The sequence below is a fragment of the Nitrospira sp. genome (assembly GCA_015709715.1).
Taxonomy (GTDB): Bacteria; Nitrospirota; Nitrospiria; order Nitrospirales; family Nitrospiraceae; genus Nitrospira_A.
The window spans coordinates 2,701,535-2,722,000 of the sequence record CP054184.1 but is presented as its reverse complement, the minus strand read 5'-3'; the positions used below and the strand labels follow the sequence as shown (position 1 = coordinate 2,722,000).

General features: G+C 61.1%; 12 protein-coding genes. 3 read left to right on the top strand and 9 right to left on the bottom strand.

Translation table 11 applies throughout. The features are described 5' to 3' along the window. Positions 1-21: 21 nt before the first annotated feature. The 5 genes from HRU82_13155 to HRU82_13135 form a co-directional block, all read right to left on the bottom strand. Complete coding sequence (locus tag HRU82_13155) at positions 22-4,962, bottom strand: hypothetical protein (protein ID QOJ35829.1); 4,941 nt, start codon at positions 4,960-4,962, stop codon at positions 22-24. Between the two features lie 541 nt (positions 4,963-5,503). Further along, positions 5,504-6,898: a sigma-54-dependent Fis family transcriptional regulator gene (locus tag HRU82_13150; protein QOJ35828.1), complete on the bottom strand. Its 1,395-nt coding sequence runs from the start codon at positions 6,896-6,898 to the stop codon at positions 5,504-5,506. Between the two features lie 127 nt (positions 6,899-7,025). After that, on the bottom strand, positions 7,026-7,430 hold the full coding sequence (locus tag HRU82_13145) for a response regulator (protein ID QOJ35827.1): 405 nt from the start codon (positions 7,428-7,430) through the stop codon (positions 7,026-7,028). Between the two features lie 217 nt (positions 7,431-7,647). Next, positions 7,648-10,356, bottom strand: a complete 2,709-nt coding sequence (locus tag HRU82_13140; GenBank protein ID QOJ35826.1) for a PAS domain S-box protein — start codon at positions 10,354-10,356, stop codon at positions 7,648-7,650. Between the two features lie 32 nt (positions 10,357-10,388). After that, on the bottom strand, positions 10,389-11,768 hold the full coding sequence (locus HRU82_13135; GenBank protein QOJ35825.1) for a sigma-54-dependent Fis family transcriptional regulator: 1,380 nt from the start codon (positions 11,766-11,768) through the stop codon (positions 10,389-10,391). A 232-nt stretch (positions 11,769-12,000) separates the two neighbouring features. On the opposite strand from HRU82_13135, the gene HRU82_13130 reads away from it, so the two are divergent. From HRU82_13130 to HRU82_13120, 3 genes are all read left to right on the top strand, one after another. Continuing rightward, the gene (locus tag HRU82_13130) at positions 12,001-13,314 is read left to right on the top strand and encodes an efflux RND transporter periplasmic adaptor subunit (protein QOJ35824.1); all 1,314 of its coding nucleotides are present in this window, start codon (positions 12,001-12,003) and stop codon (positions 13,312-13,314) included. Between the two features lie 28 nt (positions 13,315-13,342). Beyond that, positions 13,343-14,575: an ABC transporter permease gene (locus HRU82_13125; GenBank protein QOJ35823.1), complete on the top strand. Its 1,233-nt coding sequence runs from the start codon at positions 13,343-13,345 to the stop codon at positions 14,573-14,575. A gap of 170 nt (positions 14,576-14,745) precedes the next feature. Continuing rightward, positions 14,746-16,410 (top strand): mechanosensitive ion channel family protein, encoded by a 1,665-nt coding sequence (locus tag HRU82_13120; GenBank protein ID QOJ35822.1) that lies wholly within the window; start codon positions 14,746-14,748, stop codon positions 16,408-16,410. Here the strand turns inward: HRU82_13120 and lipA are convergent. Genes lipA through pdhA form a run of 4 tightly spaced genes read right to left on the bottom strand, consistent with a single transcriptional unit; the run spans position 16,365 to position 20,449 of the window. Beyond that, positions 16,365-17,282, bottom strand: coding sequence for a lipoyl synthase (lipA, locus tag HRU82_13115; GenBank protein ID QOJ35821.1), 918 nt, complete (start codon positions 17,280-17,282; stop codon positions 16,365-16,367). The genes HRU82_13120 and lipA overlap by 46 nt on opposite strands. Continuing rightward, on the bottom strand, positions 17,279-18,481 hold the full coding sequence (locus HRU82_13110) for a 2-oxo acid dehydrogenase subunit E2 (protein ID QOJ35820.1): 1,203 nt from the start codon (positions 18,479-18,481) through the stop codon (positions 17,279-17,281). The genes lipA and HRU82_13110 overlap by 4 nt, the downstream gene beginning before the upstream one ends. Further along, positions 18,474-19,463: a pyruvate dehydrogenase complex E1 component subunit beta gene (locus HRU82_13105; protein ID QOJ35819.1), complete on the bottom strand. Its 990-nt coding sequence runs from the start codon at positions 19,461-19,463 to the stop codon at positions 18,474-18,476. The genes HRU82_13110 and HRU82_13105 overlap by 8 nt, the downstream gene beginning before the upstream one ends. 2 nt (positions 19,464-19,465) lie before the next feature. Continuing rightward, complete coding sequence (gene pdhA, locus HRU82_13100; GenBank protein ID QOJ35818.1) at positions 19,466-20,449, bottom strand: pyruvate dehydrogenase (acetyl-transferring) E1 component subunit alpha; 984 nt, start codon at positions 20,447-20,449, stop codon at positions 19,466-19,468. Between the last annotated feature and the right edge of the window lie 17 nt (positions 20,450-20,466).

Here is a 20,466-nt window from a genome sequence, read left to right as displayed (position 1 = left end):
GTTACGCCATGATTCGCCCGCTTACTTCATGGCAGTCGGGATCGCCTGTGCATCAGGCTGCACTTCCGCTTGACGTGCGCCTGATCCGGCCGCCCCGAGAGGCTGAATCCGCTGGTCGCCAGCCGGCAACACGCGCAGATAGCCCCACTGTCCGGATTGCGTGTAGGGCAACCGCTGGTTGGACCACACGAAGTCTCCCACCTGGCGATACGGACCACCCGCACCACCCCGGAGGAAGACATCCAGGGTCTCTGACCCGGCGTACTCCACCACACTGATCATGTCGGCACCCGGCATATAGGGTTCGATCGGCCACTCGTGGCCCTCGACTCCGAACATGCCGTTCTGTTCGCTGTTCGCGCCGATCACGTGGATACGCACTGGGTCTCCCGCGTGCGCCTCGATCAACGGCGTCACAGGATCCTCAGGCTTGTCCACCTTACACGGCTGGAAGATCTTGCCCAGCGAGCAGCCTTCTTCCTCGCGGAACTTATACGGTTCCGCGCGGTAGTTGACCGACGTCAGACCGGCTACATTCTGCACATACGGCATGAACGCGGTGCCGATGATGTTGTCCTCATCTTGGAAGAAGAGGGCCACGTCACGGTAGTTCCGCTTGCCGGCGTTCTCCGGTAGGCTGGCGTCGACGATGACATCCGCCCGCCAGCTGTTCTTCTGAGACACATCGGCGCCGGTCACAGGATCACGATACTGCGATCCCTTCGGGCCGATGATGATCGCGCCGTACAACCCGTTGCGCGGATTGACGACGATGTTGCCACCGTCCCACACCAACGACGTGGTCTCCTTGTTGGAAGGATGCGCGTAGAAGGTATAGGTCCGGCTCTCGCCCGGAGCCACGGTCTGGTCGCCGCCGTTGTTGCCGACGTTCAACCCCTGGCTGTCGCGCGGATCGAAGGCCAAGCCCGGCGCAAAGAACGAGGCCCGGCTCTCCTTCATCTTGTTCTTCAGATGCACCTTGAGGCAGTCGCCCAGGTTCGCGCGCAGCGTGAGCGGGTTCGGCATCACGTTGCCTGCGACCGTCGCGGCTTCTTCCTCCAGCGCGAAGATCTTGCCTTCCGGCATGGTCATTTCGATCTTCCGCTCGAAGTCCACCTCGATGGCATCCGGCGCCTTCGGGTTGAGCTTCATCGGGCGATCCAACGCCACCACGTTGAAGTTCTTCACCGGCGCATCGGACGGACACACGGAACTCGGCACAGGAGGAATGCCGATCGGGTTGGTCCCCTTCGGCAACGGCTTCAGATCCTCCACTTGCTTATCCAGCACGCGGACGATGCCCCATCCACCTTCGGCGAAGTGCGAGCTTCGTCCGTTGAAGTGAATGTAGTCGCCCGGCATCCCCTGGAATCCGCCCGCCTTGCTGACGAGGTCATACCGCTCGGCGATCCCCACGTGGATGGAGTTCTTCCGATTGGCATCCGCCGCATAGCGTTCGGTCAGGAACGTGTGGCCGGAAATCGTCCACACATGGGATTCGTTCATCAGCTGGTGCAACAGACGGAACACCATCGTGTCGCCCACATACGCTCTCAGGAGAGGCGTGTCCGGGTCGCCGTGGATGGCGCTGCTGAACAGCTTCGAGGTATCAGGATTGTTCGACAGGCGTTGTGCAAACGGCTCCGCGCGGAAGTTAAACCCGCTGCCGGTCGTGTGCGTGCCGCCGTTGATGTACTTGTTCGGCGCATTCAGGATCTTGTCCGGCATCTGGAAGGACACCGTCTTGCCTGCTTCCAACGCCACTTCGATCGGCTGTCCCGGGGGATTGCCGGCTTCGATGACGTTGACGGTATGGGGCACCGTGTCGTGGATGGAGACCATCAACTCACGGAAGCTGCCGCTCACACCGGCACCGATCGGCTCATTGCTGTGGATGTCCGCGACCGGCCCGCTGTACACCAGCTTGCCGTTCTTCGGATCATGATAGGTGGACCCGTACGGCTCCACGATCGTCACGCCGAACCCGCCATGCGGCCAGGTCGTCGCGCCGAACGCGTGGTCATGCCAGAACACGGTCCCCATATCCACGTCCACCCACCACCGATAACGCACGAATTCCGGCGACACGAGGTCGTTGGCCGGATGCGCATGCTTCAGCGGCTTGAAGAACGTGACCACATCACCCTTGATCTCCTTGATACGGGCCACTTCCTGACAGCTCTTGTCGCGAGGCAAGGAAGCCGTCGTGTCGTGCCCCTTCTCCAAACAATCCATGCCGACCATCAGTTCGGTGTTGACATGGAACGGCGTGGCACCCGGCGCCATCTGGATCTTGATGGACGAGGCGCCCGCCTTGATGCCCTCCTTCAATTTCGCCACCATCGGAGCCGGCAGACCGTGCTTGGTTTTCTTGCCCCACATGGTGAACGGCCGGACGGACATCTCGTACTCGAAGCCTGAAATCACGCCATCCGAGTTTCCAGTGTCGAACTGGAAGAAGTGCGGATGGATGTTGATCTTGGACGACTGGAAGTTGGTGTAATCGTCGTCGTCCCACTCGCTGGTCAACAGAATGTCCACGCAGTCATACACGTTGGCGCGAATGACCGCTGGCAACTTCAGATCGTCGTTGGCCCTGGTCAACTGCTCCTCTTCATGGAGCACGTAGATCAAGCCGTCCTTGTCGACGATCGGTGGCTCCTTGCCCTGCTTCTTGGCCAGGGTAATGGGCAACCGGATGAAGTGCAGGTTGTAATGCTTCCGGTTGGCGTTGTCGGGGCAGAGGCTCCAACGGCCCTGCTCGCCCGGCTTCGCCGGCTCGGAGGTCCGATCACCGTTTTCATCCTGGTGGATCGGCTCCAACCATGGCGCACCGCTGTGGTTGGCTGAGAACGGCACACGCTTGCCGAAGTGCGGCTTGAACAGCGGCCAGGCCATTTTGCCCGTGGTCGGGTCAAACAGAATGGCGGGTCTGGTGCTGTCATCCCACTTCGCCGCGGCAGGATACTTTGGATTCAGGGCGGTGCTCTCACGCTCACCGCGTGCGATGTTGCCGTCCCACTTCCAGTCCCACACCGTGGAATCGTAGGCCAAGATCTGGCCCTTTTCATCGTTCGTGTGGCCCGGTTGGCCCTGAGCCGGCACGAACATTTCGACCCAATCCTTGATGTTCACGATCACAGGATCGGATTTCCAGTTGGTCTTCTGACCCTTGTCGACGATCTTGAACGTCTTCCCGAACCAGTCGACCGTGGTGCCGATCAACTTGTCCGAGCTGACGCCCAGCTTCATCCGACCCTGACGGTCGGGCAACTCCTGCAGGTCCGGCATGGTATCCGTATGCGCGGCCCCGACTTGGAGCGTGTTGTAGAAGCGGCCGTATCCCCACATGCCCGCCACATAGTGGTGTGCCACGTGGCAATGGAAGAGGAATTCGCCGGCCAAGTGCTGACAGCCACCGCCGCCGCACTCCGGCTCAAGGTCCAAGGCCTCGGACGGACCGATGACTTCCACGTCGACTCGGTCGGACTTGGTCCGGACGACCGGATACTTGACCGGCCCATCCTGACCCGCTGCCCAGAGGTTGTTGGGCTCCGTGCCCGGACTCCGCTGCCAGCGGATGGTGCCGCTGTGAGGATGGTGGGAGTGAAACACTTCGGACCCACCGTGCACGATCCGCCACTTGACCGGATCGCCGAGATAGCCGCGAGGAATCGTGGTCGGCACATCTCCGAAGGTATAGGAGCTGTAGCCCATCGACTCGTCCTCGAAGCCGAAATACTCGTGCTGCAAGTGCATCTGATCGATGCCGAACGGTTCGCTGCGATAGTTCAACGCACGGCCGCCCGGACGATAGGCGTCGGTCAGCGGATCGCGCTGCGGCAAGAAGTCACCCTTCTTGTTCAACGGACGGAAGGCTTCATCGCCGATTTCGTGATAGAACAGCACGAACTCGCGGAAGTCCGGCCCCGACCCATTGTCGATGTTCACCTGCCAGCCGCTCGCGGTCTCCTTCTGGGGACCGGTGCCGAGCGCTTCCATGTACTTCGATCCCTTCGGCTCGACGATAAACGCACCGAACAGACCCAACACGGTCAGCTCACGGTCATGGCTGTAGGAATGGAACTGCCGCACACCTTCCTGCATGTTCGGATGGATGTACCATTCGAATTCCTGCGACTTGCCCGGCGCTACGATGGATTCAGGGTTGGTCGTGGTGGCAGGTTTCCCCGTACCGCTGATCACCATGCTGGAGGCCTGGATGAACAAGCTGCCATCCTCGGCTTCCATCTGGTTACGGAGGGTCATCTTGACGCAATCGCCCTGGTTTGCACGGAGCACCAAGGGCTGGATCACATCGCCTTGCAATCCCGTGCTCACCGCGCCCGGATCGTATCCATCTTTCTCACGGGCCGCCTTGTTCTTGGCTTCCTCGGCGCGGGCCTTCTCCACATCCTGGGTCAAGGCATACATGTAGCCGGGATAGTAGTCCAACCAGCGATTCAACGTGATTTCGATGTTCATCATCGTCACGTCGTAGTTCTTGACCGGCACACCCGCCGGACATTTCCCGCCGCTGGTCAAGACCGGCTCCCCCTTACCCGAGTCGGACGCCAACAGGAAGCTGCTCCCGTCTTGGCCCATGTACTGGTGCATGGTCGACATCGTGTTGAAGGCACCGGATGTCGCCTGCGCCTGCCCATCCTTAATGGCCTGGTCTTCAAGGCGCTGCATCAGTCGGTGATGCTGCATTTCCGACTGCTCCACACTTCCCGCACGACCCTCGATGGCGTTTTCCACCACCGTTTGACCCTTCAGGGTCTGGGTCCAGCCGGGCATGGCGACCTGCGTCGCATGTCCGCTATGCGACTGATCTCCTGGTCCGGCCGCAAACACCCACGGCGCCGCGAGCAAACTGCCCGACAGCAGCGCCGCCTGCAGACGCAGCATCGCATCGCGACGCCAGCGTTTGCGTTTTGGCCCATGCAATGAAGACCTCATAATTTCGGCCTCCCTCCTTGTGAATTCCCGCGCCCTTCCGCGGGAGTGGTTAAAAAACGTGGTCGTGTGACCGGCCTCCGTCAGGTAGGACCCCGGCTGCTCCGGCCTCCCCTAGTCCCCTCCACGAAACGCTCCAAAGAGAATTAGGGCTGGTGAAGGCTCTCCTCGAGATCGAGGGAGCAGGTCATTCGGAGGCCGGTCCTAATCACCCGCACCTTCACCAGCGTCCCACCTAATGGCAATACATGTGCCTTTCTGTCCCTCATGAAAAACTTTTCATTTTCTCCTGCGTAATCCGCTGGTTGCACTATGCATAGGGATCTAGGGACGAGGCTACTTCGACGGCTGATTTCCATGCACTTAGACAGTCCCATAGGGGTCAAAAATATGGTGCTGTAATTACAATGAGTTACACTGTCCAGCTACTTGGACAGGCGGGAGTTGATTTTGGGGCAATAAGGGGCAGGACGAGGACGAACTGCCGGAACAGGACTACGCCACAACACGTAGGATTCTAAGGCGAATTTGCACGACGGAAGGGCTACTCGATCTCTAATTCGCGCAGTTTGTTATAAAGGCCGGCACGGCTGATCTTGAGCAAGCGAGCCGCCTTCACTCGGTTACCGGATACCTGCTGAAGCGCCTGGAGAATCCGCACCCGTTCGGCCTGGCGAGTGGCGTCCCGCACCGCAGTCCGAAAATCCGTATTCTCCATCGACGCTCCCATGGCCACCAGGTCCGCACAGGTGAGTTCGCCATGGGTGGTCGTCACGACCGCACGTTCGATGTAGTGCTGCAGTTCCCGGACATTCCCCGGCCAGGGCGCGGCCGTCAAGGCCCGCATCACCTCCTCCCCGACCGAACGCTGGGGCTGGCGGTGTCTCTGGCAAGAGTCCATGACGAACTTGGACACCAAGAGCGGAATGTCCTCTCTCCGTTCTCGTAACGGCGGCAAATGAACCGGAAGAACGGCCAGCCGATAATAGAGGTCTTGCCGAAAGGCCTTGGCCCGGACCAGATCGGTCAGATCCTTATTGGTCGCCGAGATGACGCGCACATCGATCTTGATCGGTTGCGTGCCCCCGACGCGCTTGATCTCGCCTTCCTGCAACACCCGAAGGAGTTTGGCCTGAAAGGTCGGTGAGGTATCGGCGATCTCGTCCAAGAACACCGTGCCCCCATCCGCCTCTTCGAAGAGGCCCGGCTTCGAGGTGGCAGCGCCCGTAAACGCGCCTTTGACGTGACCGAACAGCTCGCTTTCCAGCAGCGTTTCAGGAAGCGCTCCACAATCCACCACGACAAATGGTTTGTCTCGCCGGTAACTCGTCTGATGGATCGTCCGCGCCACCAACTCCTTGCCGGTCCCGCTTTCACCATGGATCAACACTGTCGCCACGCTGTCTGCCACCAGGCGGATCATGTCGAACAATTGATTCATGGCCGGGCTGGCTCCGACGATCTCGCCAAGACGCCCATCCGTTCGCTCAGGCCGCGCCCGACCAGAGGACTGGATCGCGCGGGCCGAGAGGGACTCCTTGTCAGGCCGCTTATGGAAGAGCACCAACACGGACCCCACTTCCCCGGAGGCCGACATCAGCGGAAACGCCTGATGCATCCCGCAAGCCGTCCCATCGCCGGAACTGGCGCAGGAAATGGTACGCACCTCTCGAGTCTCAAACACCGTCGTGGCCGGACAGATGCCGCAGGGATCTTCCAGTTGAACGAAGGCCTCATAGCACTTGGCCGGCTTGGCGATGGGGCTTCCACCCTCGCCCCATGCCTGTTCGTTGGCATACACGACATTGAGGTCTCGATCCATGACGGCGACACGATCGGTCAGACCATCCGCCAGCTGTTTCAGAGCTTCGAGTCGAGCGGCAAGAATAGGATCGGAAAAGGGAGGAGCTGCGGGAATTTGTGATGATGATCCGGCCATCTCATCACTCCTCGTGCTGGTGGATGTCACGTAGGGCCCTTCAGATCGTTCGAAGGCCCCATTTTTACTATGATTTCGACTGCAAAACAACCCACTCCGACGCGGGACGATCGCGCCCCCGACAAGGTCAATGGGGGAGGCGGCTCCCCTGCGATCCCTCCATGTTTTTGAGCAATTGTTTCACCGTCACCTTCAGTTCGGAAAGCCGGAGCGGCTTGTCGAAATAGGCGGTCGCGCCATGGCTCAACGCCTCCTGCCTGGTCCGCGCATCCCCAAAGGCCGACATGACAATAATGGGGCAATTCGGGGCGCACACCCTCAGCCGATGCACGTAGTCAAAGCCGCCGGCAGGCATCTTGAGGTCGGTGACGATCAGATCCGGCGCGGCTCGCATGACTGCCGCCAACCCTTCATCCCCGGTGGCAGCCTCCCTGAGTTGGTATCCCTCCCCCCACAACTCGTCGCAGAGCAGGCTACGCATATCCTTGTCATCTTCCACGACCAGTAGGACGGCTGGCCTCCCCTGCTCCATACTGAGCCTCTCATGACGGCAGTTCATCGACAGGCTGCATTCGCAAGGCATGTGCCACTTCCCGACACGTGAATGCGCGCGGAAACCGGTTATTTCACAATCGATTTTCGATCGAATGGGGTATCAGGCGAGTGGTACGCAACAGAATGGCTGGCGAGAAAGACCCCAGTGGAGCAAGGATGTCTGCCCCGAAGCGCCACAACCGCACAGCAGCACTTTACGAGGTGACGGCCCCCTTGTCCGCATGGAGAGGGAGGCAGATCGTGAACCTGGTCCCCTGGTCCGGCTCGCTCTCAACCTGAATGGTTCCACCATGCTCCTCAATGATGCCCTTGACCACCGTCAACCCAAGCCCGGTCCCCTTGCCGAACTCCTTGGTGGTAAAGAACGGGTCGAAGATCTTGGCGATGATGTCCCTCGGCATGCCATGTCCGGTATCAGCCACGGTCAACTTCACCACCCCACGATCCGGAGCCAGGGCCACACGTAATCGGCCGCCGGTAGGCATGGCATGGATGGCGTTCATCACGAGATTGATCAAGACCTGGCTCATCTGATCGCCGTCCGCATGCACCAACGGGCAGTCGTCCGCGAACTCGGTTTCCGCGGTGATGTCGTTATGCGCCAGCCGCTCTTGAAAAATCTCCAAGTTGTCTTCGATCGTCTGGCGCAGATCCAGAGCCCGATGTTCGACCGGGCGGCGCCGGGCAAAGGCCAGGAGCTGACTCATCACTCTCGTAATCCGTTCCACCTGACTCACGATGGTCTGCAGACCCTTCTTGACCGATTCTTCTTTCGTGCGCTCCATGAGATATTCGGCTCGCCCCAGGATCACATTCATCGGCGTCCCGATCTCATGGGCCATGCCGGACGCCACCGTTCCCAATTCCGCCACACGCTCGGTGCGCCGCAACTGCGCCTGCAAATGCTTCCGTTCCGTGATGTCGGTGGCGATCCCGTCGATCCGCAGCGGCCGCCCCGCCTCGTCCTTGATAATGCGCCGCCGATCATGCACCCAGCGGGTTTCTCCGTTGAGCAAGCCAACCCGATATTCCACATCGAATTCTCCGGTCGTCCGGAGGTCCTGCAGAGCCCGCTCGATCGACGGGCGGTCCTCCGCGTGAATCAGCTCCGTCCATAGACCAGGCTGCCGGATGAAATCTTCCGCCGGGCGGCCATAGATTTGCGCCGCCGACGGACTGATGTAATAGATGGCGGAAAGGTCCAACGCTGAGGACCAGACGACATCCTCCATCGCATCGAGTAGGCTTTGCAGGCGCTCTTCGCTTTCCCGCACCCGCTGCTCGGCCAGTTTGCGCTCGGTAATGTCGCGCAACAGCAGCAAAATCCCGCCGCCCTCCTCATCCCTGAAGTACGACGCGCTGAGCCCGACGTCCACGACGGTCCCATCGCAACGGACGATCTGCGCCTCCTCCTCGGGAAACGTGCTGCCCGTTTCAAGCAGGTGCCGGAGCCGTGCTCGCACGGAGTCATGGCAGGATTGATGCAACAGATCGTAGGGTGACTTGCCCATCAGATCCGCCGGCAGAGTCCGCCCGAACAACCGCTGGCCCTGCTCATTCAGATAAATGATGCGGTCGCCGCGGATGACTAGGATCGCATCCGGCAGCACCGCCAGCAGCCGCCGGTACCGCTCCTCGCTCTGGCGCAAGAGTGTCTCGGCCTTTTTCTGCTCCGTCACGTCGCGTGTCACCCCCAGCACCGCGTGGATGGCGCCGTCCACGCCCGACAGCGGAACGGCGTGCGTTTCCAGCCACCGCCGCCGGCCTTTCAGTCCCACCATCTCAAATTGAAGTCGTCCGGCGGTTCCCAGCCCGGCCTGCCGGATCAGCGATCGAAACGCAGGCCGAAACTCGTCGGCCACCAGGTCGCACGCGTCCGTGCCCACTATCTCCTGCGTCCCGCTCGCCCCAACCATGGCCAATCCCGCCGCATTGATGGTCCGAACGACCCCATTGAGATCCAGCACCTTCACGCACTCCGGTTCCGCCTCGACGATGGCGCGCAAGAGCGCCTCACGTTCCGCGAGTTCCTGCTCCAATCGCCGCCGTCCGGTGATGTCGCGAAGAATGACCGTATAGTACCGATGTCCGCTCACCGCGACTTGCGAGATCGCCGCCTCGATGGGAAATTCGATTCCATCGGCCCGCAGGCCCACCACCATGCCCAACGCACCCATCTGACGATTCGTGATGCAGGAGCGGCCGAACTGTCTGATGTGTTCCGTATGGGCCGCACGAAACCGCTCGGGGATGAGCTGATTCAGCGGTTGTCCCAGCACCTCATCGGCTTGCCACTTGAACATCTGTTCGGCCGCCTGATTAAAGAGGATGATGCGTTCCGCTTCGTCGATGGTGATGATGGCATCCATGGCCGATTGGACGACCCCTTCGAGCCGAAGCCGCTCCTCAAGCGTTTCCTCTTCAGCCCGCCGCTGGCCGGCCACCGCCCCCAGCACCGCCGCCTCGGCATGGGCCCTCGCCTGTACGGCCGCTTCCTTGGCCGACTCGGCTTGGGTCCGCTCCGCCTGCACCACAGTCAACTCGTGTGCCATCTGCTCGCGGGTCGCTGCGGCCTGGACCTGAGTCAGTCGACGGCTGACGAGCGCGACCGCAAAGGCCCACATGAGACCGATGCCCAGCAATCGATTGATGGCGGAATACAGGGGCAGGACACCGGGAGGCGAGACCGCATATCCCACGATGATCAAGAGGGTGATCACGCCGGCCCAATAGAGGGGGGCATGGATTCGCGAGGCAGACAGGGTCAAGGCCAACGGCACCGCATAGAGCAGCCATTCGACCACCCCGGACGGGGTCAGCAGGTCGAGGATGAAAATCGCCAGGGTGAGGATGATGGAAAGGCCGTACTCGGTCAGAAAAGACTTCTGGTGGGGAAACTGCACGCCGATGACTCCGAGCGGTGGCGCGGGAGCCCCTACTCGTCCGAGTGGGGCTTGCCTTCGATTTCGGCCAGTTTACGGTACAACGTCTTGCGGTCGATCCCCAACACATGCGCGGCTTGGTACTTGTTGCCGCCCGTCTTCTCCAGGATCTTGACGATGTATTCCTTCTCCACTTCGTGCAGCGGCAATGTCCGCTCGGCGGCTTCATCCAAGATCCGCCGGTCTCCGCGCGCACCCTGCACCGACGGAGGCAGATCGTCCGGCATGATCTTTTCGCCATGGCTCAAGGTCACGGCGCGCTCGATCACGTTTTCCAACTCGCGCACATTGCCCGGCCAGACATAATCGACCAACATGGCCAGCGCCGCTTCGCTGACACCCTTGACCTGCTTTCCCCGCGTCTGCGCGCATTTCTTCAAGAATGCATCCACAAGAATGGGGATATCCTCCCGACGCTCGCGCAACGGCGGCAAGCGCACCTCGATGACGTTCAGTCGGTAGTAAAAATCCTCCCGGAAGCGCCGATTCTTCACTTCGTCGCCGAGATTGAGGTTGGTGGCCGCAATGATGCGCACGTCGACGGGAATCGACTTGGTCGCACCCACACGACGGATCTCCTTTTCCTGAATCGCGCGCAGCAGCTTGGCCTGGAGCATGAGCGGGAGTTCGCTGATTTCATCCAAGAACAAGGTCCCCTTCTGGGCCTCTTCGAACAGGCCGCGCTTATCCATCTTGGCATCCGTGAAAGCGCCGCGCATGTGGCCGAAGAGCTCGCTTTCCAACAGTTGTTCGGGAATGGCGGCGCAATTGACCGGCACAAAGGGCGCGTCGCGCCGGTCGCTATTGTAATGAATCGCCTTGGCGACCAACTCCTTGCCCGTGCCGCTTTCCCCGGTAATCAACACATTGGTAGGACTGTCGGCCACCCGTCGAATCAAGTCGAAGATCGCCTGCATGGGCTTGCTCTTACCCAAGATCTGGTGAAAGCTGTATTCGCGGTGCACTTCCTTGCGCAGGCGGCTGACCTCGCGCCGAAGGGCCGCTTCTCGGATCGCCCGTTCCACGACCCGCACCAACTCTTCGGTCTTGACCGGCTTGGTCATGTAGTCGCTGGCGCCATGCCGCATCGCTTCCACGGCCGTCTCGACGGATCCGAACGCCGTCATCAGGATCACGCCGATATCCGGATAGGTCCGTTTGATTTCCGCCAACAATTCGGTGCCCAACATCCCCTTCATGCGGAGGTCGGTGAGAACCACGGCATAATCTTCTTCCATCAGGCGCTGGAGCGCGTCTTGTCCGCTCCCGACTCCTGTGCATTGATGTCCCCGCGCCTGGAGGACGTCGCAAACCAGACTCCGCATATCGGCGTCGTCATCGACCACCAGGACTGCGCCCCAATCTTCAGTCATAGAAATCCCTTTGTTGCTGGCCTCAGCCTAATCGGGTTGTTTCCCGGCGGTCAAGGGGCAGCATGCCGCAGCAGTCCCCTCTCCTCTGTCGCCAAATGCCCCAATTGCGGTCCCTGGCGAGGACCGTTAGGAATGGAGGATGCGGGACAGAGGAACCTCCGGCGCGCCGGTCTCTGAGGTCGATAAACGGCACTGCTCTTGCGTCTTCTGCGATGAAGCGTGGAGGTATGTCATGGATGACCAACCGTCGGAACTGGACCAGCGGCAGACCTCGCCCGCTGCCCCGGTCGTGTTGACTCCCGTTCCGATAGTGCAAGGCCAGGGCCAGAAACAGGTCGTCGTCCTGACCCCCCAGTCTGCGACCGGCCGCAAGCGGCGGCGCCTCCTCATGTTGGGCGGTCTCGGTATCCTGCTCGTGCTGGGAGTGGGGCTGTGGTACTGGTCCAACGGGACCGTCACCCATCTCTACAAAACACTGCCGGTCGATCGCGGGCCCATCACATCGCTGATTACGGCCACCGGCGCAGTGAATCCGGTCATCTCGGTTCAAGTGGGCAGCCAAGTATCCGGCAAGATTGCTCGCATTTATGCCGACTTCAACTCCGTGGTCCGGGAAGGCCAGGTCCTGGCGTCGATCGATCAGAAGCCCTACCAGGCGAAGGTCAGTCAGGCCAAGGCCGCGCTGAAAAGCGCCCTGGCCAACTTGGCCAAGGCCCGCAACATGGTCGCGCAACGCAAACTCGAGCTGGACCGCATCGCCACCCTGCGCGCCCAGCAGTTTGTCGCGCAATCCGACCTGGACCTGGCTCGGACCAGCCATCGCGACGCGGAAGCGCAGGTGGATCTCACGCAGGCTCAGGTCGACCAGGCGAAGGCCACGCTGGCCTCGGCGGAGCTGGATCTCGGGTACACGACCATCATTTCGCCGGTAAACGGCACGGTCGTGTCACGCAATGTGGAGGAGGGGCAGACCGTCGTGGCGAGTTTCCAAACACCCACGCTGTTCGTCATCGCCCAGGATCTGACCCGCATGCAGGTCATCGCCAACGTCAGCGAGTCCGACATCGGAGGCGTCACGGAAGGAAAGTCGGCGGACTTCCGCGTCGATGCCTACCCGCGGGAGTCGTTCCACGGCACCGTGACGCAGGTGAGAAACGCTCCCATCAGCATCCAGAACGTAGTGACCTATGACGTGGTCATCTCCGTGGAAAATCCGGACCTGAAGCTCAAACCCGGCATGACCGCCAACATTACGATCGTCACCGCGCGCAACGAAAACGCCCTGCGAACGCCGAACGCGGCCTTGCGGTTCCGTATGCCCGGGGCAACGACGGACCGTAAGACGCCCCAGGTGTGGATCCACACCATGAATGGGCGCGTCCGACCCGAGCCCATCACCGTCGGGATCGCGGATTCGTTGTATACGGAGATCCAGTCCGGAGGGGTACACGAGGGCGATGAGGTGGTCGTAGGCCTGGCCACACCGGACAACAATACACAGGAAAAACTTCCGCCGGGTTTCGAAATCGGGCCGAAGATGCGTTAAGGCCTTCGGGCTTCAGAAGGTGCGATCGATGGGCTTTCTCTGGCTCACCATCCAGTCTGCCTTACGCGTGCTACGGCGCAATCCTCTGCGCGCCGGGCTGACCATGCTCGGCATCGTCATCGGGGTCGGTGCGGTGGTGGGCATGGTGAGTCTCGGCCAGGGCGCCACCGCCTCCGTTCAGCGGGAAATCGCCAGTCTCGGCACCAACGTGCTCATCGTCATTCCCGGCGCCACGACCGTCACCGGCGTCCGCGGCGGCCTCGGCACCGTCTCGACTTTGACCGTGGAAGACGCCCGTGACATTGAAAAACGAGTGGGCGACGTGAGCCTGGTGACCTATGCCACCAGGTCGGTGCTGCAGGTCGTGCATGAGCACAAAAATTGGAACACGGTGGCGCTCGGCACAACCGCGAACTTCCCTGACCTGCGCAACTGGCCGATTGCCGACGGGAACTTTTTCACGCAAGCGGACGAAGACGCAGCCACCAAGGTCGTGGTGCTCGGGAAAACGGTCGCCGACAACCTCTTCGAGCGGGGCGAAGACATCATCGGTTCACAGATTCGCATCAAGAACGTGCCGCTACGCGTGATCGGCGTCCTCGCCTCCAAGGGACAGTCTCTGTCCGGCCAGGACCAGGACGATGTCGTCATCCTGCCCTTCACGACCGCCGAACGGAAGGTACTGGGAACCAAGTTCCTCGGAACCGTCGGCATCATCATGGTCGCCACCCACCACCGCTACAGCATTCCGACCGCCGTGGAAGAGATCTCGGAACTCCTTCGCGCCCGCCACCGCATTCACCCGGCCGAGGAGAACGATTTTACGATCCGCACCATGGAAGACGTGGCCAAGACCGTCGCGGGGGCCAGCCGCACCATGATGGTGATGCTGTTGAGCATCGCCTCCATTTCGCTCGTCGTCGGCGGTATCGGGATCATGAACATTCTCCTGGTATCGGTCACGGAACGGACCAGGGAGATCGGCATCCGCATGGCGGTCGGGGCGAAACGTGGCCACATCCTGTTGCAGTTTCTCGTGGAGGCGGTGATCCTCACGGCCATCGGCGGAGTGGCCGGCGTGATCTTCGGCATTGCCGGGGCACGGCTCCTGACCCGCATGATCGGCTGGCCGACCATTATTTCCTCTCAAGCCGTGGCGGTCGCCTTTCTTTTCTCGCTGGTCGTCGGCGTGTTCTTCGGCCTCTACCCGGCCAACAAGGCCTCGCGCATGAATCCGATCGAAGCGCTGCATTATGAGTAGGCGTTTGCGTGGAATTCCCAAGCACTCGTCGTCGGTGACGGCTGGTAGGATTGCGTGAGGCAAGTATCTTCGCTACAGTACCGCGCAATCGCGCAGGCCCCACCAGATACGAGGAATAAGCCCAGGGCTCCGTGTTCGATGTTTCAGGCGACCATTGAGGGAGTTTCGCCATGAGGCGAGGGATTCACTGCGTGTTGCTGGTGTGCGTCCTCGGCTTCCCCGGCATTTCCCCCGCCCAGGTGCATCCGCCGACGACCTCACTTACCGCAGAAGTTCCGGGAGGGCAGACCCGCGAAGCGCCGGTGATCTATCAAGGTGAATCTTTATTCACGCTCCATCAGAAAGTCGGATCCTTCACGCCACAGGATCGCGCCAACGCAATTCGAGATCGCCTGACACAGATTGCTAACGCGCCGTTCACGAACTTCGACGCGATTACCATCGCCGAAACCGAACACGGGACCGACATCGCACTCGACAGCATGGTGCTGCTCACGGTGACCGATGGCGATGCCAGACCTTACGGCCGGCACCGACAGGACCTGGCCCGGGAGTATGCCGGCAAACTGCGCACGGTGCTGCACAAGGCACACAAAGAGCTGAGCCTGGAAACATTGCTCATGGAAGGTGCCCTGGCGGTGGCGGCGACCGCGGTGTTAGCAGCGATCCTGTTGACGTTCCACAAGGTATTTCCCAAGATTCACCACCGCATCAAGCGCTGGGAGGGTAGTTACATCAAGGCGGTCAAGATCCAGCGGGTTGAAGTCTTTTCTGCTGAGACACTCACGCGGCAGGTCATCGCAGTCGCCAACGGTGTGCGATTCGCGCTAACTATCGTGATCGTCTATGTCTATCTCACGACCGTGCTGGGCCTCTTCCCCTGGACACGACAACTCGCCACCAAGCTGGTGCAGGCCGTGGTCGCAACGCTCACGACCATCGCCCAGGCCTTCCTCAGCGCCCTGCCCGACTTTGCGGCAATCATCGTCATCATCATGGTGACGCGGTACGTCATCAAGTTGATTCAGATGGTGTTCAACGGTATCCAGCGGGGAGCGATCACTTTTGCCGGCTTCCATCGCGATTGGGCCGACCCGACGTTCAAGATCATCCGCTTCCTCGTCATCGCGTTTGCAGCCATCGCCATATTTCCATACATCCCCGGATCCCAATCGGAAGCCTTCCGCGGCGTCTCGGTCTTCCTCGGAGTCTTGTTCTCCCTGGGCTCGGCAGGCGCCGTCAGCAATGCAATCGCCGGCATTATCCTCACCTACATGCGTCCCTTCCAACTCGGAGATCGCGTCAAAATAGCCGACACCGTCGGCGACGTGACGGAGAAAACATTGCTCGTCACCCGCATTCGAACCATCAAGAACGTCGACATCACCGTTCCCAATTCACTGATTCTCGGCGCACATATCATCAACTACAGTTCCACATCCCTGTCTGCCCCTCCTCTCATCCTCAACACGTCGGTGACCATCGGGCATGACACCTCGTGGCGGACGGTCCATAACCTACTCAAGAACGCCGCACTGGCAACCAGAAATATTCTCTCAGACCCGGAGCCGTTTGTGTTGCAAACCGCGCTCAATGACTTTTATGTGACGTACGAGTTGAATGCCTATACCGGCGCCCCAAACCAGATGGCCGTCACCTACTCGGACCTCCACCAGAACATTCAGGACACCTTTAATGAAGCCGGGGTGGAGATCATGTCTCCGCACTACGCGCAGGTGCGCGACGGCAACAAAACCACGATCCCGGAAGACTATTTGCCTGCAACCTATCAAGCGCCCGCACTTCCACCTGCCACCTGCTGTTCCGCGTGGTAGGAGCTGCGCACCAGCGGGCCCGATTCGACATGGCGAAAACCCATGGCGAGGCCTTCTTCTTTCAACAACGCAAATTCATCAGGGTGATAAAACCGTGCGACCGGCAGGTGCTCCTTCGTCGGTTGGAGATATTGCCCGATGGTCATGATGTCGCAATCGACTGCGCGGAGATCCCGCATGACCTCGCGGGCTTCATCCGTCGATTCGCCCATGCCGACGATCAAGCCAGACTTGGTCGTCATCCCCATCTGCTTGGCGCGGCCCAGCAGCTCAATCGACCGCTGATATTTCCCTTGCGGGCGGATCGAGGGAAACAACCGCCGGACGGTTTCGATATTGTGGTTCAGAATGTCGGGCTTCTCCGCGGCCACCGTCGCCAGGGCGGCTTCGTTGCCTTCGAAGTCCGGGATCAACACCTCGATCGTGCAACTGGGAATCAACCGTCGGATCTGGCGGAGGGTTTCAGCAAACACCGACGCGCCGCCGTCCGCCAACTCATCCCGATTCACCGACGTAATGACGGCATGTCTCAGGTTGAGGGCCTGGACCGCTTCCGCCACGCGTAACGGCTCGTCGTGATCGACCGCATGCGGCCGGCCGGTGGCCACCGAGCAGTAGTGGCAGCGTCTCGTGCAGATGTCGCCGAGGATCAGAAAGGTTGCGGTGCGGGCATTCCAACATTCCCACACATTGGGACAACGCGCCTCCTCGCAAATCGTGTGGAGGTTCAGCCGATCCATCGTCTTGCGAATGTCGTGATAGTCCGGACCGGTCTGCAGCCGAACCTTGAACCAGGGAGGCAGACGCCGTGCGTTCGTAGCACCGGCCGCCTCGTCGGCAGGGCGCAGGGTCGAGAGGGGGATGAAGCTCATGAGATCTCCTCCGACCCGGCGAGTTCCTGTGGATGTTCCAACACCCGCTTGACCTCTTTCAAAAACTGCGCACCCTGCACGCCATCGATCGCGCGATGGTCGCAGGAGAGCGTCACCGTCATCCGCCGTCCCGCCGTCACCACCCCCTTCGTGACAACCGGCACATCGCGAATCGCCCCCACCGCCAGCGACGCGGCCTGTGGCGGCATCAGCACGGCAATGAAGTTGTCCACGTCGTACATACCGAGGTTGGAGATCGAAAACGTGGCCCCCGCATACTCCTGCGGTTGCAGTCGTTTCTGCCTGGCCCGTTCGATCAGCGCACGCGATTCGGCCGAGATGGTGCTGAGCGGCTTCGTCCCACAATCCCGGATCACGGGCGTGATCAAACCGTCCTCCATCCCGACAGCCACACCGATATCAATCTGGCCGTGGCGCCTGATGGCCTCGCCCGTAAAGGAGACGTTGACCTCCGGATGCCGTTGGAGCGCCAGCGCCGACGCCTTGATGAGCAGATCGGTGACGGAGGGATGGCCATGACGTTGCGCCTTGAATCGGTCACGAAAACGTTCAGCGGGCTCCATGTCGATGTCGGTCGAGAGATAAAAATGCGGTACCGGCGCCTTGCTCTGCACCGTGGTCCGGGCGATGGCTTTGCGCATCTGGCTCAACGGTTGATCGACGCCGGGCGGCAACAGCGACGCCCCGTCGGCTTGGGCCTTCAGCACATCCTCCTCCAGGATTCGCCCGCCGGGCCCGGTGCCGCTAATCCCAGCGAGGTCGAGTCCCCGTTCAGCCGCCAAGGCCTTAGCGCGTGGAGACGCGATGGGGCGGGCGCCTGCCGCAGAAGTGGACGGTACAGCGACCGGTTTCGTTGAGGACGCCGCGACGGGGCTCGTCTTCGCCTGGATCAAAGGCGCTGCGGTCACGCCGTCGTTCAGGGCGGCGGTCAGGTCCTCGTCCGCCTCGCCGATCACGGCGATGAGCGCGCCTGACGGCACGGTCTCCCCCTCCCGCACCAGCACCTTCCGCAGGATGCCGGGCGCAAAGGCTTCCAAGTCCATGACCGCCTTGTCCGTTTCAATCTCGGCGATCACCTCGCCGGCCTGCACGGGCTCGCCTTCCTGTTTCTTCCAAGCCAGGAGCACGCCCTCTTCCATGGTATCGGTCAGTTTCGGCATAACGACGCGACTAGCCATGGTGCCCCCTTCCCGTACACAGTGCCGTGACCGCCTCCACCACCCGTGAGGCGTCGGGAATCGCAAGGTCTTCCAACGGCCGGCTGTAGGGCATGGGAACGTCTTCGCCGGTCACCCGGACGATCGGCGCATCAAAATAATCGAATGCCGCTCCATAGAGGCTGTCGGCGATCTGTGCTCCCAACCCGCAAAAGCGCCACCCCTCCTCGACGATGACCAGACGCCCGGTCTTCTTGATCGACGCGACGATGGTCGGCACATCCAGCGGCTTGAGGGTACGCGGGTCGATGACTTCCGTCTCGATCCCCTCGAGGCTCAACCGCTCGGCAGCCTCCAGTGCCACCAGCAACATCTTCGAGTAGGCGACGATCGTCACGTCGCTTCCGGCACGTTTCACGTCGGCCACACCGAGCGGAATGGTGTAGTCGCCGTCCTGAACCTCGCCCTTCGTGCCATAGAGTAACTGCGCCTCGATAAACACGACCGGATTGGGGTCGCGAATCGCGCTCTTGAGCAGCCCTTTGGCATCGTGCGGCAAGGCCGGCGCCACTACCTTCAAACCCGGCACATGGCAGAACCACGCCTCCAGACTTTGCGAATGTTGAGCCCCCAGTTGATGGGCCGCGCTCCCAGGGCCGCGAATCACGAGGGGAACCGAGAGTTGGCCGCCGGACATATACCGAATCTTCGCGGCATTGTTGACGATCTGGTCGAGCGCGACGATGCCGAAATTCATAGTCATGAGTTCGACGATCGGACGCAGCCCGGCCATGGCAGCTCCGATGGCCAGCCCAGTGAAGCCCGCTTCCGTGATCGGGGTATCGATGACCCGCTGTGGGCCGAACTCCTCCACAAACCCTTTACTCACCTTGAACGCGCCTTGGTAATAGCCGACTTCTTCGCCGATCAGAAAGATGCGTGAATCCCGACGCATCTCTTCGCGCATCGCCTGGTTGAGCGCTTCACGATAGGAGAGCACCATGGTCAGACCTCGCCCTCGACCAGAATGTCCGTATGCAGTGCGGCCGGGGACGGAAAGGGGCTCTCGTCGGCAAACTTGACGGCCGCCGCGACCCTATCCCCCACCTCCTGCTCCAGCTGTTTGAAGTCCGCTTCGGTACCGAGCTGCCCCCGCAGAATCGTGTCCTTAAGCAACCGAAGCGGATCGCGTCGCCGATGCTCCTCCACTTCTTCCTTGGTGCGATAGTGACCATGTGCGGGATCGGCCATGGAGTGGCCCATGAACCGATAGGTCATGGCTTCGATAAAGAAGGGGCCGTGGCCCGCCCGCACCTGATCCACCACTGTGCGCATCAGCGATCGGACGGCCAAGACATCCATGCCGTCCACCCGTTCGGCCATGATGCCGTAAGACCGGGCGGTCTCCACCACATCGGCATAGAGCGCGATGGCCCGCTCCACCGGCGTCCCCATCCCGTATCGGTTATTTTCGCAAATAAAGATGACGGGCAATTTCCAGAGGGCCGCCAGGTTGAACGCCTCGTGGGCCTGGCCGCTGGGTACCGCACCCTCGCCGAAAAAGCAGACCGTCACCAGATCCTGCTTTTGATATTTCGCAGCGAAGGCCAGGCCGGTCGCCAGCGGAATGTGGCCGCCCACGATGGCATATCCGCCCATGAAGCGATTGGGTGCGTCGACCAGATGCATGGACCCGCCCTTGCCTTGACACAGTCCCGTCGCCTTCCCAAAGAGTTCGGCCATGACCTTGCCCGGATCAGAGCCCCGTGCCAAGCAATGCCCGTGGTCGCGATAGGCGCTGATGACATAGTCGTCGGGGCGAAGCGCAGCCACGGCTCCGACGGCGATGGCTTCTTCCCCGATGTAGAGATGAAGAAATCCGGCGATCTTCGCCAGGGCGTACATCTCCGCCGACTTCTCCTCGAATCGACGGATCAATAACATCTGGCGATACAGCGACAGGAGATCGACGCGATCCATGCCGCCCATTATGCATGGGCATAGCG

Coding starts and splice junctions, on each gene's coding strand:
- HRU82_13145 (QOJ35827.1), bottom strand. CDS start 7,430: ATGGAGCAGGGGAGGCCAGCCGTCCTACTGGTCGTGGAAGATGACAAG.
- HRU82_13110 (QOJ35820.1), bottom strand. CDS start 18,481: ATGGCTAGTCGCGTCGTTATGCCGAAACTGACCGATACCATGGAAGAG.
- HRU82_13135 (QOJ35825.1), bottom strand. CDS start 11,768: ATGACTGAAGATTGGGGCGCAGTCCTGGTGGTCGATGACGACGCCGAT.
- HRU82_13130 (QOJ35824.1), top strand. CDS start 12,001: ATGGATGACCAACCGTCGGAACTGGACCAGCGGCAGACCTCGCCCGCT.
- HRU82_13150 (QOJ35828.1), bottom strand. CDS start 6,898: ATGGCCGGATCATCATCACAAATTCCCGCAGCTCCTCCCTTTTCCGAT.
- HRU82_13155 (QOJ35829.1), bottom strand. CDS start 4,962: ATGAGGTCTTCATTGCATGGGCCAAAACGCAAACGCTGGCGTCGCGAT.
- HRU82_13105 (QOJ35819.1), bottom strand. CDS start 19,463: ATGGTGCTCTCCTATCGTGAAGCGCTCAACCAGGCGATGCGCGAAGAG.
- HRU82_13125 (QOJ35823.1), top strand. CDS start 13,343: ATGGGCTTTCTCTGGCTCACCATCCAGTCTGCCTTACGCGTGCTACGG.
- HRU82_13120 (QOJ35822.1), top strand. CDS start 14,746: ATGAGGCGAGGGATTCACTGCGTGTTGCTGGTGTGCGTCCTCGGCTTC.
- lipA (QOJ35821.1), bottom strand. CDS start 17,282: ATGAGCTTCATCCCCCTCTCGACCCTGCGCCCTGCCGACGAGGCGGCC.
- pdhA (QOJ35818.1), bottom strand. CDS start 20,449: ATGGGCGGCATGGATCGCGTCGATCTCCTGTCGCTGTATCGCCAGATG.